The following is a 14578-nucleotide window of genomic DNA, read 5'->3' as shown; positions in this document are numbered from 1 at the left end:
GACAATAGGCCCAACATGCAAGACCTCAATGACCTCTACTATTTCGCCAAGGTGGTGGAAGCCGGTGGCTTCGCGGCCGCTGGCCGGCTGCTGGGGATCCCCAAGTCGCGGCTGTCACGGCGCATTGCCGAACTGGAGGAACGCCTCGGCGCCCGCCTGTTGCAGCGCACCACCCGGCAACTGACCCTGACCGCCGTCGGCGAACGCTACCTGGGGCATTGCCAGGCGATGCTGCTGGAAGCGGAAATGGCCGACGAAGCCGTGGCCAACATGTCCAGCGAGCCCCGTGGCCGCCTGCGCGTCAGTTGCCCGGTGGGCCTGGCCCACGAAATCCTGCCGACGGTGGTGGCGCAATTTCTCGCAGCCCACCCGCTGGTGCAATTGGAGATGATGCTGATCAATCGCCGCGTCGACCTGGTAGCCGAGGGCGTGGACGTGGCCCTGCGCGTGCGCGAACTGGGGGACGAAGACCCGCTGCTGGTGACCCGCCGCCTGCGTCAGGCGCAGACGGCCATGGTCGCCAGCCCCGAGTTTGTGCGTGGCCATCAGATCAACACCCCGGCCGACCTCAAGCACCTGCCGGTATTGGGCGCCCTGGAAGCCGACCGCATGGTCCACCTGCGCATGCTCGACCCTGCCGGCAATGCCACCGACCTGGCCATGGAAGCACGCCTGGGCATCGACGACTTCCTGGTGCGCAAGGCCAGCGCCCTCGCCGGCCTGGGCTTCACCGTGCTGCCGATGATGTATTGCGAGCAGGAGTTGGAAACCGGCCAACTGGTGCAATTGCTACCCGAATGGTCACTGCCTGGCGGCTGGCTGCAAGCGGTGTACCCGCACCGACGCGGCGTATCCCCAGCGGTGCGCGCCTGGATCGACTTTTTGGCCCACGCCTTCAACAATTGCGGAGATCGCCTGCTATGAACACCCGGATCATGACCGAAGACGACGTCGCCCAGTTCTGCCTGGGCCTGCCCGGTGCGCGCGAGGATTACAAATGGGGTGGAGTGCGGGTGTTCTCGATTGCCGGCAACAAGATGTTCGCGTTGCAGAACCTGCGGGGTGACTCCCTGGCGTTCAAGGTCGACAAGGAGCTGTTCCTCGGCCACGTGGACCGCCCGGGCATCCACCCGGCGCCGTACCTGGCACGCGCGCAGTGGATCATCATGCAACTGCCCTACCCGCTGGGCGGCGAGGAGTTGCGCGGTTTGCTGCAGCGCTCCCACCAGTTGGTGGTGAGCAAACTGCCCAAGCGTACGCAGATCGGCCTGAGGCTGGACGAGTAAGCCAGTCCAGGTCGTCTTGCACACAACTTGATCATCGAGACATGCACATACCCCTGTGGGAGCGCAGCTTCGCTCCCAAGCCCCACACAGCTAGAAGACCGCCAGCAGCGTGCCACCCAGAAACAACTGATCGATCCAGAACACCTGGTGCAGCACCACGATCAACCAGAACACCACCTGATACGACACCTTGCGCGTCTTGTGGCGAAACACCTGCTGTGCCACCAACGCACCGGGCCAGCCACCGGCCAGCTCCATCGCGTGCAGGATCTTTTCCGGGGTGCGCCAGCTGTCGCTCTGGGCCTTGCGCTTGTCGCTCCAGTACAAGCAAAACGTCACCACACTGACCAGCCCATAGGCCGCCAGCGGGATCAGCGACACCCCGCGATACGCCAGCAGTGCCGCGCCAAACAACGGCACGGCACACAACAGCACAAACACCAGGGCCTTGAAGCGCGGATGCTGGATGGTCATCACGCCTTGGCCGCCGCCCAGTCAATCCAGCCGAACTGCCAGGTGGCCAGGATCAGCAAGCCGAACCCAATGCGGTACCAGGCAAACACTGCGTAGCTGTGGCTGGCGATGAACTTGAGCAGACCGCGCACCGCAATCATCGCGAAGATGAACGAGACCACAAAGCCGAGCGCGAACACCGGCAGGTCCGCAGGCTGGAACAGCTCACGGTACTTGTAGCCCGAATACACCGCCGCGCCGACCATGGTTGGCATTGCCAGGAAGAACGAGAACTCGGTCGCCGTCTTGCGCGACAGGCCGAACAGCAGGCCGCCGATGATGGTCGAACCGGAACGCGACGTGCCCGGAATCATCGCCAGGCACTGGGCAAAGCCGACTTTCAAGGCGTCTTTCCAGGTGATGTCATCGACGGTTTCGGCATGGATGACATGCTCGCGGCGCTCGGCCCACAACATGATCACCCCACCGATCACCAGCGCAGTGGCCACGGTGATCGGGTTGAACAGGTATTCGTGGATCAGGTCGGCAAAAATCACCCCCAGCACCACCGCCGGAAGGAAGGCGATCAGCAGGTTGATGGTAAAGCGCTGGGCGTTGCGCTGGGTCGGCAGGCCGGTCACCACGTCAAGGATCTTGCGCCGGAACTCCCAGACCACCGCCAGGATGGCGCCCAGTTGAATGATGATGTTGAACGCCATGGCGCGTTCGCCACCGAAGTCGAGCAAATCGGCGACGATAATCTGGTGCCCGGTACTGGAGATCGGCAAGAACTCCGTCAGCCCTTCGACAATGCCAAGTATCAGTGCCTGAAAGGCGGTCCAAAGATCCATTATTCCCCCAAAAGGTCATGCGACGGCATGCCTCGTTGATATTTTCTAGGTGTTCACTAACGATGAGCACGCTGCAAGGCCGCGCGCAGGATCAAGGCTGAACTGCAAAAATTCTGTGAAAAATCAGGCAGCACTCAGGTTTTTTGATTCCGGGCCGAAAGCCTATCAGACAAGCCCGGATTTCGCTTCGCGTTATCACTGGCTGATCAACGCAGCACCGAAAATTATAAGAACGCGGAGTGACAAGACTATGAATAGTTTGCGCAATATGTCGATCAGCCGGCGCCTCTGGATGATCCTGATAGTCGCCGTGTTGATGTTGCTGACCCTGGGTTTGCTGATGCTCAAGCAGATCCACGACGACCTCTACCAGGCCAAGAGCCAGCAGACCCAGCATGTGGTACAGACCGCCAGCGGGATTCTGAATTTTTATCACAGCCTCGAAACCACCGGCGTACTGACCCGCGAAGCCGCGCAGAAGCAAGCCCTGAGCGTGGTGCGTGGGCTGCGCTATGACCAGGATGACTATTTCTGGATCAATGACCTGACGCCGGTGATGATCATGCACCCGGCCAACCCCAAGCTTGACGGCCAGAACCTCTCGGCCATCCGTGATCCGGACGGCTTTGCGGTGTTCAACGAATTCGTCACCCTGGCCAAGGCCAAGGGCGCCGGCATGGTCGATTACCGTTGGCCGAAACCTGGCGCGGCTGAGCCCGTGGCCAAGACCTCTTATATCCAGTTGTTCGAACCCTGGGGCTGGATCATCGGCTCCGGCGTCTATGTAGATGATGTGCAGGCACAGTTCCGTGGCCAGGTGTGGGAAGCCTCGCTGATCGGCCTGGGCATTGCGCTGATCATGGCCCTGCTGGTGGTGCTGATTGCCCGCAGCATCGTGCGCCCGCTGCAAGAAGCGGTGCATGCCATGGCCAACATCGCCAGCGGTGAAAGCGACCTGACCCGCAGCCTCGACACCCATGGCCAGGACGAGGTCACGCAACTGTCGCGGCACTTCAACACCTTCACTGCCAAGCTGCGCCAGGTGGTCAGCCAGTTGCAGGTGTGCGCCAATGCCCTGGGCCAGTCGTCCGCCGAACTGGGCAGCAACGCCAGCCAGGCCCATGACCGCAGCCAGCAGCAGTCCCAGCAGATGGAGTTGGTGGCCACCGCTATTAACGAAGTGACCTACGGCGTGCAGGACGTGGCCAAGAATGCCGAACACGCCGCCAGCGAAATGCGCGATGCCCAGACCCAGGCCGAACAGGGCCAGGTCAATATCGACGGCAGCCTGCAACAGATCGACGCGCTGTCCGGCACCATCAGCCAGGCGGTGGAAGTGATCCGCACCCTGTCCACCGAAAGCACGCAGATTGGCGGGGTGCTGGAGGTGATTCGCTCGATTGCCGACCAGACCAACCTGCTGGCCCTCAACGCCGCCATCGAAGCCGCCCGCGCTGGCGAACAGGGCCGTGGTTTTGCGGTGGTTGCCGATGAGGTGCGCCTGCTGGCCCAGCGTACGCAAAAGTCCACCGCCGAAATCCAGAGCATGATCGAACGCCTGCAAGGGCATTCCGAAGCAGCAGTCAAGGTGATCAGCGACAGCCACCAGGCCTCGCAACTGACCATCGAACAAGCCGGCCAGGCGGGCGCCAGCCTGAATGCCATCGGCCAGGCCCTGCGCAACCTCAACGGCCTCAACGCCTCGATTGCCAGCGCAACCCTGCAACAGGCCCATGTGGTGGAAGACATCAACCAGAACGTGACCCAGGCTGCCGGCCTGTCCCACAGCACTGCGCTGGCGGCCCAGCAGTCGAGTGTGGCCAGCGTGCACCTGAAGGACTTGAGCGAAGAGCTCAACGGCCTGCTGCGCCAGTTCAAGGTCTAACGCCCACTGTGTAGGGGCTGGTTTGCCAGCGCCTACAGGGGTTCTGCATTTGCCTGGGAGGTTGGGTACAATCGCCCTCCTCTTCGACTCTTCCAAGGAATCCCATGTCCGGGCTTGAACTGTTTGCCGCCGCGCTGGGGGTGATTGCCGTCTGGCTGACGGTCAAGCAGAACCCATGGTGCTGGCCGATCGGCCTGGTCATGGTGCTGCTGTACACCTGGGTGTTCTTCGAAGTGAAGCTGTATTCGGACATGCTGCTGCAAGTGGTCTACGCCGGCCTGCAAGTCTACGGTTGGTGGCAGTGGACCCGCGCCGGCGAGGTCAAGCAAGGGCGCCAGGTCACCCGTCTTGGCGGCCAGGCCATCCTCCTGAGCCTGACCATTGGCGCCGTGGGCAGCCTGCTGCTGGGCGCCGCCATGGCCCACTGGACCGATGCCGCGCAACCCTGGCTGGATGCCGCCCTGACCGGTTTCAGCCTGGTGGCGCAGATGTGGATGGCGCAAAAACGCGTGCAATGCTGGGCGCTGTGGATTGTGGTCGATGTGATTTTTGTCGGCCTGTTTGTCTACAAAGGGCTGTACCTGACAGCCGCGCTCTACGCCTTGTTCACCGTGATTGCCGTGCAAGGCTGGCGCGAATGGCGCGCCGACCCGGCGTTGCGCACATGAAGGTGCTGGTGATGGCAGGCCCCGAGTCCAGCGGTAAGAGCTGGCTGGCCGAGCAGCTGCAAGCGCATTTCGGCGCGGTGCTGGTGGGCGAATATGTGCGCTATTTCATCGACCATTACCAGCGTGACACGACCCTGGCCGACATCCCGGACATCGCCCGTGGCCAACTGGCCTGGGAAGATGCCGGCCGCGCCCGGCAGCCGCAACTGTTGATCCTCGACACCCACTTGCTGACCAACAAGCTCTGGAGCCTGACCCTGTTTGGCGATGCCCCGGCATGGCTCGATGAGGCGCTGCTGGCCCGCCACTACGACCTGCACCTGCTGCTGTCGCCCGAAGGCATTGGCTGGACCGCCGATGGCCAGCGCTGCCAGCCAGACCTGGCAGACCGCCAGGCCTTCTTCCAGGCCAGCCGCGACTGGCTGGAGCAGCATCACCAGCCCTTCAAGGTGATTGGCGGGGATTGGCAGGCGCGGCATGACCAGGCCTTTGCCGCCGTGACGCGCCTGCTCGCCGACTAAATCCCCTACTCGTGGATCACCTGCCGTTGATACTGCGGATCAGCCTTGATCTGCTGCTCGGTAAACGGCAACGGGCTGAGCTTTTTCGCGGAGAACGCCTGGGTCTGATCCTTGAAGTGGGGCGACGCCGGATCGCTGGACAGCGAGAACGCCAACACGCCTTCGGCCTTGGGCCCCTGGTCGTCGAAAGTGACAATCTGCAAGTAACTGCTGCCGCTGACCACCTCGCGCTTGCCATCTGCCCTCGGCACGCTTTGCATGGCGTTGTAGATGCCCAGCTCCTGCGGCCCACCATGCATCGGCGTGCTGCCGGAAACCTGGATATCGCCCCAGCGCGCGCCCTCCTGCAAGCCCGACTCGCTCACTTGGGCGATTGACGCCAGCATCGCCTCACGCAATGCCTTGGCCACCTGCGGCTGTTCGAGGAGCAAGCCGCGTGGGGTGGTTTGCGCGTGATCCGGGTCGAACGCAACGCGCCACACATCCGGCACTTGCTGCATGTGCTCCATGACCTGGATGAAATGCACCAGGCCCAGGCCGCTGTCGAGATTGGCTTTCTGGTCCCAGTCCTTGAGGCGGGTGCACAGGGGTTTCAGGGGTTCATCCGTCTGTTGCGCGCAGAACTTGAGCAAATCCGGCATCACCTGGCCGGCCAGGTACACCTGGTTGTCCAGCACCATATGTTGCAGGTCAGCGATGGTGATCGGCTGTTTGTCCAGGTCCTGCAAGCGCTGCAAGGCAAAACGCGAACGGGCGCCCAGGGCTATGTGATCCTGGCTGATCACCGGCGAGAAGCCGGCCAGCGGCGCCTTGGGGTTGGCCATCCAGGCCGAATCATTGGAGTGCTGTACGTAATCCCGGCGTTCCAGCTGCGGCAGTTGATCAGCGGCGAAGATCCCCGGCTGCGCCGCGCGCGGGTCGATATCCCAGGCGCAGGCACTGTGGGCACCGTCGAGCATGATCATTTGCAGGCCAGCACGCGGGTCGCTGCATTGCTCAAGTTTTTTTGCACTGACGTTCGGTACCACCGACAGATTCATATACAGGCTCTGCCCCTGATCGTCCGCTGCCAGGGTGTTGACCCAGGGAATGCCTTGCAGGCGGTGTACCGAGGCTTGCAAGTCCTTGAGGCTGCGGGCCTGGTTCATCGCGTACCACTGTTGCAGTACGCGGTCATTACCCAGGTTGGCATCACGCAGGCTGAAAGCGTATTGCCCGTTCCAGTCGAGCTTGCCCGGCCATTGCACCACCGGCCCGAACTGCGAACTGTAGACCGTTTGGGTGTGGGGCTCGGCGCCCTTGACCTGCACGGTCACCTGGGTTTTCTGCAGGGGGATCGACTTGCCGTCAAGCAAGTAGCGGGTTGGGTCCTTCGGGTCCAGGGTCAGGCGATACAGGGTGAAATGTTTGGATGTGTCCACCGTATGGGTCCAGGCCACATGCTGGTTGAAGCCGATATTGACCACCGGCAGGCCCGGCAAGGCGGCGCCCATTACATCCAACTGGCCAGGGATGGTCAGGTGCATCTGATAAAAGCGCATGCCGCCGATCCATGGAAAGTGCGGATTGGCCAATAACATGCCGCGCCCATTGAACGAGCGCTCGCCTCCCACCGCCACGGCGTTGCTGCCGCGATCCAGGGCAAAACGCTGCTGCTTCAAGGTGGCGACCTCAAACGCTCGCACATTGCCCTGCACCGCCACGCCTGGCTGGGGCGGTGTCGCCCCCGCCAAGGCCTCGGCAAATTGCCCCACCCCACCTTCCACCAACAACCTGCGGGTCAGCTTGACCAGGTCATTGGTAGTGATTGGCCGCACCCAGGCGCCCTGGCACTGCATCGGCCGGTCCTTTGTCCCGCGTTCTTGCAGGTAACGGTTGTACCCCGCCACATAACCTGCAAGACGCTGCTGCATCTGCGGGGTCTGAGCCTTCCAGAATGCCGTCACTGCTTCGGGCGTATTGAGCCAAGTAAAAAACACATCGCTGGTCAGGTTGTTGCGCTCTTCCAGGGTCGCCTGCTCGGCACCGAAGTAGCGAGCGCGCTGGCCATTGACCGTCACCACTTCGTTGGCCAACAGGCACAGGTTGTCCTGCGCGTAGGCATAGCCGATGCCATACCCCAGGCCTCGCTCATCGTTGGCGCGGATATGCGGGATACCAAACCCGGTGCGGCGGATATCGGCGCTCAGCGCACCCGCCTGCACGTCGCTCACCTGGCGGGCCGTCGCACACAGGCTCACCCCCAGCAACACACCCGCCACGCAAACCCTGGACAACCCGTTGGAAATAATCACGCAGACCCCATCATCAAGCCAAATTGAACGCCCAAGGCGGGGCCGACTCGCCAATGCCAGCCCATGGATAGAGACGTAGAAATCCGCAGAAATTTAGGCCGCGCGCGGCTTATTTACCGGCGCCAGGAATGTGACAGACGTGATACTGACAAAATTTATACAGGTTGGACTTCATGATTTGCGCGACTCATACGTCTTATTAACTAAGAGCACCATCATTTTCCTGATCAGGCTCTGATAAGGAGTTTTTGCATGTACAACCCGCAACTGCCCACGGACGGACATTTTATGGCACACGACGCCGCTTTCGGCGCGGATACCCAAGCCTTCGCCAAGGCAACCGAGCATCAAGGCAACCAACGCATCCGGCATCTGCTCAAGTGTTTTGGGTTGCGCACCAGCCTGATCCGGCTGAAAGTCATCGACGCCCTGCTCACGGCAGCCGACAACGGCCGCTCGCTGGGGGTACGGGGCGTGCACAGCCATTTGCTGGAACTGGGCATCCCGTTATCGTTTCTCAGTGTGCGCGAGGTGCTCAAGCGCCTGTGCAGCGAGGGCTTGATCACCCTCAACAGCGATAAAAGCTACAGCCTCCATGAAGAGGCTGTGAAGGTCCTGGATTCCGGTGCCTGACTTACAGGTTGGGCTTGACCTTGCGGCGCATGATGCCGTTGATCACCACCACAATCACTGCCACGGCAATGGCGATGTACTGGAACGTCTTCTCACTGATGGCGCCGATGTTCTGCAAATAGGACAGGCCAAACATCGTGCCGAGGACGACCAGGGAAATTAGAATCGAGTAAATCAAGCGTTGCTTCTGGGTCATGACGGGTTCCTGAAACCTGAAAGTTGTATCCACTGTTTATCGCAAGCCATGCCAAGGGCATACCCTATTTCGGGGATGACTCAGGGTGGGCGTGAATTCATGTTACAGGCGATCAGCCACTTTGGCTTGTCTTGCACCCGATCACCTGCCAGTTATCTCTGTTGACAATTCACCGTGGGATAAATCGGACCAGCTTCGCCACTTAGCCTGGGAAAACTGAAGGCCTGAATGCTTTCAGAAGTGTCGTCCCACACAGGTGAACCGCGATGCCCCCAATTGCAGTAATACCTTTCACTCCAGGTTTTGCGACAAACGGAATATCCCCTTCCCCCAGGGCGCTCCAGGCAGCGGTTGAGCCATCAACCGTCGTGCACAACACACCACCTACCCAGGCAGAAACCCGCAGCCCCGACCTGAAGCGGGCCCTTGGGGACCAGCGTAACTGGCAATCCCTGACGCAGCTTCTTGACCAGGCGGCCCAAGGCCTGGCACCCGAAGCCGACGCGCAAGCCGTGGCGTCAGCGTTGGCCGGGGTGACGTTTACCCCTGACGTCGACTCTTCGTATGTTCAGCAACAACCTTCCCGGGATACAACCACCGTCGACCTTGAACGGTTCTTGATAAAGAGCGACGTCAGACTGCCGCGTACCCGAACCGAATTGTCGGACCTGGCTAAAGCTATGACAATTCAGGCGTTGCAGCCGCCATACGGCAATTACGGTGGTGGACTGTCCTGGCCTTTACCCCTGAGCGTTTCGCAACAGCAGTCTGTCCTTACGCTCTTCACGACCAACTCGGCAGGCTTATCAGACCTCCCCTTGATAGACCATCGCGCCGGGCCGCTGGGTTATCTTGCCGACGCCGTGCCGTTGTCCGGGGCCGAACTCCAGGACCCCGGCCAGGCGCTGGAAAAACTTATCCAGTCACCCCGCGGGCAAGCGCTGGGGCAGGCAATCCAAACTCATCTTAACGGTGTCCAGACACCAAGCAGCACCCGCGACTACGTGTTGACAGCAATCAACCTGGGGCTCGATTCAGAATCCATCAGCCACCCCCAGAGAAATACAGTCGCAGGCTTTGACCTCGCCCAGGAGCAACATTGGGGCAAGTCGCCCTCCTCTATTGTCAACGCCCTGCGCAACCATCTGGTCACGACCGGCAAGGCCACCATGGCGACCGCTCAACTGGGAGCGCATCTGTTGCTGGCGCGTCTTGCACCTCAGTTCCTGGTCAAGGATATCCCTGACAAAGTGACCTATGGCAGCCATTCCTGGGCCAGCTTTCACCTGGCGGTGGCAAAGATAGAAGCCAGCACACCAGGCGTTACGCCACAGATGAGTTACGCCCAGGTCATGAGCGTCGCCGATGCCAGCGATGCATCTGTTTACGATGCAACCCAAACGGCTGTGTTAATTGACTGGGCGGTTGCCAACGGCGTTCTCGATAAAAAAGATGACAGCCTTTACAGCAGCGCTGAAATCGAACGCGCCCGCAGCGACTTCAACCAGCAACTGGATGAGCGGGCAACTGCTTCGAGCCAGCTGCGCACGCCCATACCCGACCTGAAGCAAATCGCGCTGGCCAAGCTTGAGCAACAATTTGGCAAAGGCATTCCCTTCGAAGAAAAATGTATCAAGGCTGATTATTACTTTCGCAGCGCCAAGATTCATCAGGGCACCTACTCGATGCTGGACATCGCGATGATGGACCATCACGACGTTCCCAAATGGAAAACGACGGACAGTCGCATCCCGATCGACAGCCTTAACGCGCGCGAGAAAGTCAACGTATTCGACAGTTTCAAAACAGCATTCGACGACACTATCAGAATACAAAAACAAGGCATTAAAACCGCGATAAAACACATGATTGCCCAGTTACCGTTAGCCGATCGTAAAAACCTTGAGTCGGGGGAGATCCACTTCTATCAAGAAAGGACGTATACCATCGCGACGGATTTTTTTTCGCCGCCCGCCCTCACTTCAAAAAGCAAAAAAATGCTGATCAAAGTCGGACGCGATAACCCTCCAATCGTGTATGAAGTTGATCTGGCAAAAGGTGCTATCGCCCGGGGAAAACTGTCGCTGACAGAGTTCCGTAACGCCAACAGGCTCCATAGAACAGAGGAGTTCAACGTCGGCGATGCCGAACGCCCAGCGCGGTTGGACGCAACTCCCGGCAGTGCGTTGCCGCCACAGAGTTTTTCCAGCGTCAGGACGCAGGATATCGCTGATGCGTTTGTCGAGGCCTTTGACCTGGATAACGCAGACGTGCTCAAACAGGCGCGGGGGGTCACCACCTTTGACGAGGAGCAAGCCTCGCGAGACAAGGTCAATGAATTGCTGTTGAACCTGATTCCGCTGAGATCGGCCATTGTCAACTTTCAACAGGGCAACTACGCCGACGGCGTGATGGATTTGGGGCTGGACCTGCTGGGTTTTCTGACCGCAGGCGCGGCAACGTCTGCCAGGGCAGGGAAAGTGGTATCGACGGCAACGTCCAGCACGACCAAGGCACTGGGACTGGCAAGAGCGATTGGCGTTAGCGCTATCGAGGCCCTGAACCCTCTGAGCGGCGTAGGAGACTTGCTGATGGGCACAGCGCGACTCGCCAAAACGGGCGCCAAGGGAGCAGCCCATAAGATACAAGCGCTGCGGGGCAGCGCAGACAGCTATGACTTGGTGGCCGCCAGCCAAAAATACGACGCTGCAGCAACAGGCACATTCAAGTACGCCGACCAATCCGGCGACACGCTCGCGGTGCAGCAACAGGGCAAATGGTACGCCTACGATGACGGTACCCAACAGGCCTATGGCAGCCCTCTTGAAGATTTCACCCCCTTGAACACGTTGATGCCAGTCAATCGTGATTGGCTCACCCTGCATCATCCACACTCTCGGCGCTACAACCCGCTGCAACGAATCTGGCGCAAGGTCTACCCAGCAGCCCCACCGCCACCGCCAAAAGCACTACCCAGCGGGGATTACGCACTCAGCATGAAGGGAAAATGGCAGGGTGAGCACTTCTCAAGCCAAAATGCGTTAGTCGATACCGCGTTGAAATTTGAGAGCGATATGCATGCCTACTTCAACTCGGCAAATGCAGGCAACATCCCACCACGGCCTGCGATTCCATCTATCCCCACCCCCGTTCCATCATCAGAGGTAATCACCAAAGGATTACAAGCATCCGATGGCCTGGTGTTTGGAGAGAACCATGGAGAAAGGGCCAGCTTCCAACTCCTCTACGACAACATGGATTTATTCGTTCGGCAAAAAGTAAAAAGGGTCTATATCGAAGGCGTGGCGGATTACCCTTCAGGCATCAGGGACGACGGAATCGGCTGGCTTGGGGACACAAACCAGAAACGCACCCAACCGAACTTTGAAGAGCTTAAACGCAAGTTCGAAGAAAATGGCATAGAGGTGCTTCCTCTGGACCATGTCTATTTAACACAACGATATAACCCAACACTCTCCACAAAAGAATACAGCGTTGCTGATGCCAAGGAGCGGCTCGAACGATTCAACTATTACGCCGCACAAACCATCAAGGCAACCAGCGGCGGCGAAAAGTGGATCGCCTTGGTCGGCCGGTTCCATACAAATACCCAGTTGGGGGTGCCCGGCATGGCTGAATTGACTGGAGGCCTGAGCATCGGCATTTTTCCAAAAAAAATGACCGGTCCCAGCGATGGATTGACCAATACGTTTGTTGTGCCACCGGGCCACGTACCGGGTCCGACGACTCCGATGGGAGACCTGACAATCTCGTTTCAGGTCAGGCACCCCCAGCCTTGATCAGCATATAGATATGAAACACAGGTCCTACGCCGGACCTGTATTTCAGATGATTCTACCCACGCATTACTTGTCCTTGAACTCTGGAGTGCGCTTGGCCACGAACGCGGCCATGCCTTCCTTCTGATCCTGAGTGGCAAAGGCTGCGTGGAACACCCGGCGCTCAAAACGCACACCTTCCGAAAGGCTGACTTCAAAAGCGCGGTTCACGCTTTCCTTGACCATCATGCTGATCGGTACCGATTTGCTGGCGATCAGCGCCGCAACCTTGAGCGCCTCGTCCAGCAGTTCGTCCGCCGGCACAATCCGCGCGACGATGCCGCAACGCTCGGCCTCCACCGCATCGATAAAACGCCCGGTCAGGCACATTTCCATGGCCTTGGCCTTGCCCACCGCACGGGTCAGGCGCTGGGTGCCGCCCATGCCCGGCAGGACGCCGAGGTTGACTTCCGGCTGGCCGAACTTGGCCGTATCGCCAGCCAGGATAAAGTCGCACATCAACGCCAGTTCGCAGCCGCCACCCAGGGCAAAACCGTTGACCGCCGCGATGATCGGCTTGCGGCGGTTGGCCACACGGTCGCTGTCGCTGAACAGGTCGTCGAGGTAGATCTGCGGGTAGGTCAGCTCGGCCATTTCCTTGATATCGGCGCCAGCGGCAAAGGCTTTCTTGGAGCCGGTCAACACGATGCAGCCGATCTCGGGATTGGCTTCCAGGCTGTCCAGGGCCTGGTTCACTTCGCTGACCAATTGCGCGTTCAAGGCATTCAGCGCTTGCGGGCGATTGAGGGTAATCAGCCCGACACGGCCTTGAACGTCGAGCAAAATGGTTTCGTAACTCATCGATCCGTTCCTCTTCAAAGATTGCGCGAAATGACCATGCGCTGAATATCACTGGTGCCTTCATAAATCTGGCAGACCCGCACATCACGGTAGATCCGCTCCAGCGGGAAGTCGCTCAGGTAACCGTATCCGCCCAGGGTTTGCAAGGCGGCAGAACAGACTTTCTCAGCCATTTCCGAGGCAAACAGCTTGGCCATGGACGCCTCCACCAGCGCAGGCTTGCCGCTGTCGCGCAGGGCGGCGGCGTAGTGCACCATCTGCCGGGCCACGGCAATCTGGGTGGCCATGTCCGCCAGGCGAAACGCCACGGCCTGGTGCTCGATCAGCGGCTTGCCGAAGCTTTCCCGCTCGCGGGCGTAATCACGGGCCGCTTCAAACGCGGCGCGGGCCATGCCCACCGATTGCGAGGCAATGCCCACGCGACCGCCCTCAAGGTTAGCCAGGGCGATTTTGTAGCCTTCGCCCTCCTCGCCCAGACGGTTGGCGACCGGCACCTTCACATCCTCAAACAGAATCTGGCAGGTGTCGGATGCATGCTGGCCAAGCTTGTCCTCGACCCGCGCGACGGTGTAGCCAGGCGAGTCGGTGGGCACGATAAACGCGCTGATCCCACGCTTGCCGGCCGCAGGATCGGTCACGGCAAACACAATCACCACCCCGGCGTTCTGCCCGGAGGTGATGAACTGTTTGCAGCCATTGAGCACGTAGTGCTCGCCCTCCAGGCGCGCGCGGGTCTTCAGGCTGCTGGCATCGGACCCGGCCTGGGGCTCGGTCAGGGCAAACGCACCGAGCATCGCGCCGCTGGCCAGGGGCTTGAGGAATTGTTCTTTCTGCTGGTCATTGCCGAACTTGAGGATGGGCACGCAGCCCACCGAATTGTGCACGCTCATGATGGTCGAGCAGGCGCCATCACCGGCCGCAACCTCTTCCAGGGCCATGGCATACGCCAGGTACCCAGTGTCGCAGCCGCCCCACTGTTCCGGCACGAGCATGCCGAAAAAGCCCAGCTCGGCCATCTCAGCGATAGCCTCCCTGGGGAAGCGATGCTCGCGGTCCCACTCGGCAGCGAACGGTTTGAGCCGCTCCTGGGCGAATTGCCGGGCCGCGTCGCTGATTTGCAGTTGTTCGTCATTGGGCAACATATAGCTTCC

13 protein-coding genes are annotated in these 14578 nt (G+C 60.1%); 7 read left to right on the top strand and 6 right to left on the bottom strand.

The annotated features are described in order from the left end of the window. Positions 1 to 15 precede the first annotated feature (15 nt). Positions 16 to 924 carry a LysR substrate-binding domain-containing protein gene (locus tag AC19YY_RS20565; protein ID WP_170041490.1) on the top strand — a complete coding sequence of 303 codons (909 nt, stop codon included), beginning with the start codon at positions 16 to 18 and terminating at the stop codon, positions 922 to 924. Between the two features lie 11 nt (positions 925 to 935). Next, complete coding sequence (locus AC19YY_RS20560) at positions 936 to 1286, top strand: MmcQ/YjbR family DNA-binding protein (protein ID WP_057440098.1); 351 nt, start codon at positions 936 to 938, stop codon at positions 1284 to 1286. Positions 1287 to 1376: 90 nt separating this feature from the next. On the opposite strand, the gene AC19YY_RS20555 is transcribed toward AC19YY_RS20560, so the two are convergent. Further along, positions 1377 to 1760 (bottom strand): DUF1294 domain-containing protein, encoded by a 384-nt coding sequence (locus AC19YY_RS20555; protein WP_169952859.1) that lies wholly within the window; start codon positions 1758 to 1760, stop codon positions 1377 to 1379. Continuing rightward, positions 1760 to 2590 carry an undecaprenyl-diphosphate phosphatase gene (locus tag AC19YY_RS20550; protein ID WP_500604760.1) on the bottom strand — a complete coding sequence of 277 codons (831 nt, stop codon included), beginning with the start codon at positions 2588 to 2590 and terminating at the stop codon, positions 1760 to 1762. Before AC19YY_RS20550 ends, AC19YY_RS20555 begins: the two co-directional genes overlap by 1 nt. 250 nt (positions 2591 to 2840) lie before the next feature. Between AC19YY_RS20550 and AC19YY_RS20545 the strand changes: the two genes are divergently transcribed. From AC19YY_RS20545 to AC19YY_RS20535, 3 genes are all read left to right on the top strand, one after another. Next, on the top strand, positions 2841 to 4475 hold the full coding sequence (locus AC19YY_RS20545) for a methyl-accepting chemotaxis protein (RefSeq protein ID WP_170041491.1): 1635 nt from the start codon (positions 2841 to 2843) through the stop codon (positions 4473 to 4475). A 104-nt stretch (positions 4476 to 4579) separates the two neighbouring features. Then, positions 4580 to 5143 carry a nicotinamide riboside transporter PnuC gene (gene pnuC / locus AC19YY_RS20540; RefSeq protein WP_169952469.1) on the top strand — a complete coding sequence of 188 codons (564 nt, stop codon included), beginning with the start codon at positions 4580 to 4582 and terminating at the stop codon, positions 5141 to 5143. Then, the gene (locus AC19YY_RS20535; RefSeq protein ID WP_170041626.1) at positions 5140 to 5664 is read left to right on the top strand and encodes an AAA family ATPase; all 525 of its coding nucleotides are present in this window, start codon (positions 5140 to 5142) and stop codon (positions 5662 to 5664) included. Before pnuC ends, AC19YY_RS20535 begins: the two co-directional genes overlap by 4 nt. A gap of 5 nt (positions 5665 to 5669) precedes the next feature. On the opposite strand, the gene pvdQ is transcribed toward AC19YY_RS20535, so the two are convergent. Then, positions 5670 to 7958, bottom strand: coding sequence for a bifunctional acylase PvdQ (gene pvdQ, locus AC19YY_RS20530; protein ID WP_500604759.1), 2289 nt, complete (start codon positions 7956 to 7958; stop codon positions 5670 to 5672). Between the two features lie 252 nt (positions 7959 to 8210). On the opposite strand from pvdQ, the gene AC19YY_RS20525 reads away from it, so the two are divergent. Continuing rightward, entirely contained in the window at positions 8211 to 8591 is a 381-nt protein-coding gene (locus AC19YY_RS20525) for a fe2+ zn2+ uptake regulation protein (RefSeq protein WP_169952473.1), read from the top strand. A 1-nt stretch (position 8592) separates the two neighbouring features. On the opposite strand, the gene AC19YY_RS20520 is transcribed toward AC19YY_RS20525, so the two are convergent. Then, positions 8593 to 8787 (bottom strand): hypothetical protein, encoded by a 195-nt coding sequence (locus tag AC19YY_RS20520; RefSeq protein WP_057440092.1) that lies wholly within the window; start codon positions 8785 to 8787, stop codon positions 8593 to 8595. 266 nt (positions 8788 to 9053) lie between these two features. Between AC19YY_RS20520 and AC19YY_RS20515 the strand changes: the two genes are divergently transcribed. Continuing rightward, positions 9054 to 12587 carry a membrane-targeted effector domain-containing toxin gene (locus tag AC19YY_RS20515; RefSeq protein ID WP_500604758.1) on the top strand — a complete coding sequence of 1178 codons (3534 nt, stop codon included), beginning with the start codon at positions 9054 to 9056 and terminating at the stop codon, positions 12585 to 12587. Between the two features lie 66 nt (positions 12588 to 12653). Here AC19YY_RS20515 and AC19YY_RS20510 read toward each other — a convergent pair whose 3' ends face one another. Next, positions 12654 to 13427 (bottom strand): enoyl-CoA hydratase, encoded by a 774-nt coding sequence (locus tag AC19YY_RS20510; protein WP_169952477.1) that lies wholly within the window; start codon positions 13425 to 13427, stop codon positions 12654 to 12656. 14 nt (positions 13428 to 13441) lie between these two features. Then, positions 13442 to 14569: an acyl-CoA dehydrogenase gene (locus tag AC19YY_RS20505; protein ID WP_432755688.1), complete on the bottom strand. Its 1128-nt coding sequence runs from the start codon at positions 14567 to 14569 to the stop codon at positions 13442 to 13444. Positions 14570 to 14578 lie beyond the last annotated feature (9 nt).

Source organism: Pseudomonas sp. MF09156 (assembly GCF_059862305.1).
This window is presented reverse-complemented; position numbering and strand designations above follow the sequence as displayed.

What these genes read in the sequence shown, in the direction of transcription:
- AC19YY_RS20515 (WP_500604758.1), top strand. Translation starts at nt 9,054, where the DNA reads ATGCCCCCAATTGCAGTAATACCTTTCACTCCAGGTTTTGCGACAAAC.
- pnuC (WP_169952469.1), top strand. Translation starts at nt 4,580, where the DNA reads ATGTCCGGGCTTGAACTGTTTGCCGCCGCGCTGGGGGTGATTGCCGTC.
- AC19YY_RS20565 (WP_170041490.1), top strand. Translation starts at nt 16, where the DNA reads ATGCAAGACCTCAATGACCTCTACTATTTCGCCAAGGTGGTGGAAGCC.
- AC19YY_RS20560 (WP_057440098.1), top strand. Translation starts at nt 936, where the DNA reads ATGACCGAAGACGACGTCGCCCAGTTCTGCCTGGGCCTGCCCGGTGCG.
- AC19YY_RS20525 (WP_169952473.1), top strand. Translation starts at nt 8,211, where the DNA reads ATGTACAACCCGCAACTGCCCACGGACGGACATTTTATGGCACACGAC.
- AC19YY_RS20510 (WP_169952477.1), bottom strand. Translation starts at nt 13,427, where the DNA reads ATGAGTTACGAAACCATTTTGCTCGACGTTCAAGGCCGTGTCGGGCTG.
- AC19YY_RS20555 (WP_169952859.1), bottom strand. Translation starts at nt 1,760, where the DNA reads ATGACCATCCAGCATCCGCGCTTCAAGGCCCTGGTGTTTGTGCTGTTG.
- AC19YY_RS20505 (WP_432755688.1), bottom strand. Translation starts at nt 14,569, where the DNA reads ATGTTGCCCAATGACGAACAACTGCAAATCAGCGACGCGGCCCGGCAA.
- AC19YY_RS20545 (WP_170041491.1), top strand. Translation starts at nt 2,841, where the DNA reads ATGAATAGTTTGCGCAATATGTCGATCAGCCGGCGCCTCTGGATGATC.
- AC19YY_RS20520 (WP_057440092.1), bottom strand. Translation starts at nt 8,787, where the DNA reads ATGACCCAGAAGCAACGCTTGATTTACTCGATTCTAATTTCCCTGGTC.
- AC19YY_RS20550 (WP_500604760.1), bottom strand. Translation starts at nt 2,590, where the DNA reads ATGGATCTTTGGACCGCCTTTCAGGCACTGATACTTGGCATTGTCGAA.
- AC19YY_RS20535 (WP_170041626.1), top strand. Translation starts at nt 5,140, where the DNA reads ATGAAGGTGCTGGTGATGGCAGGCCCCGAGTCCAGCGGTAAGAGCTGG.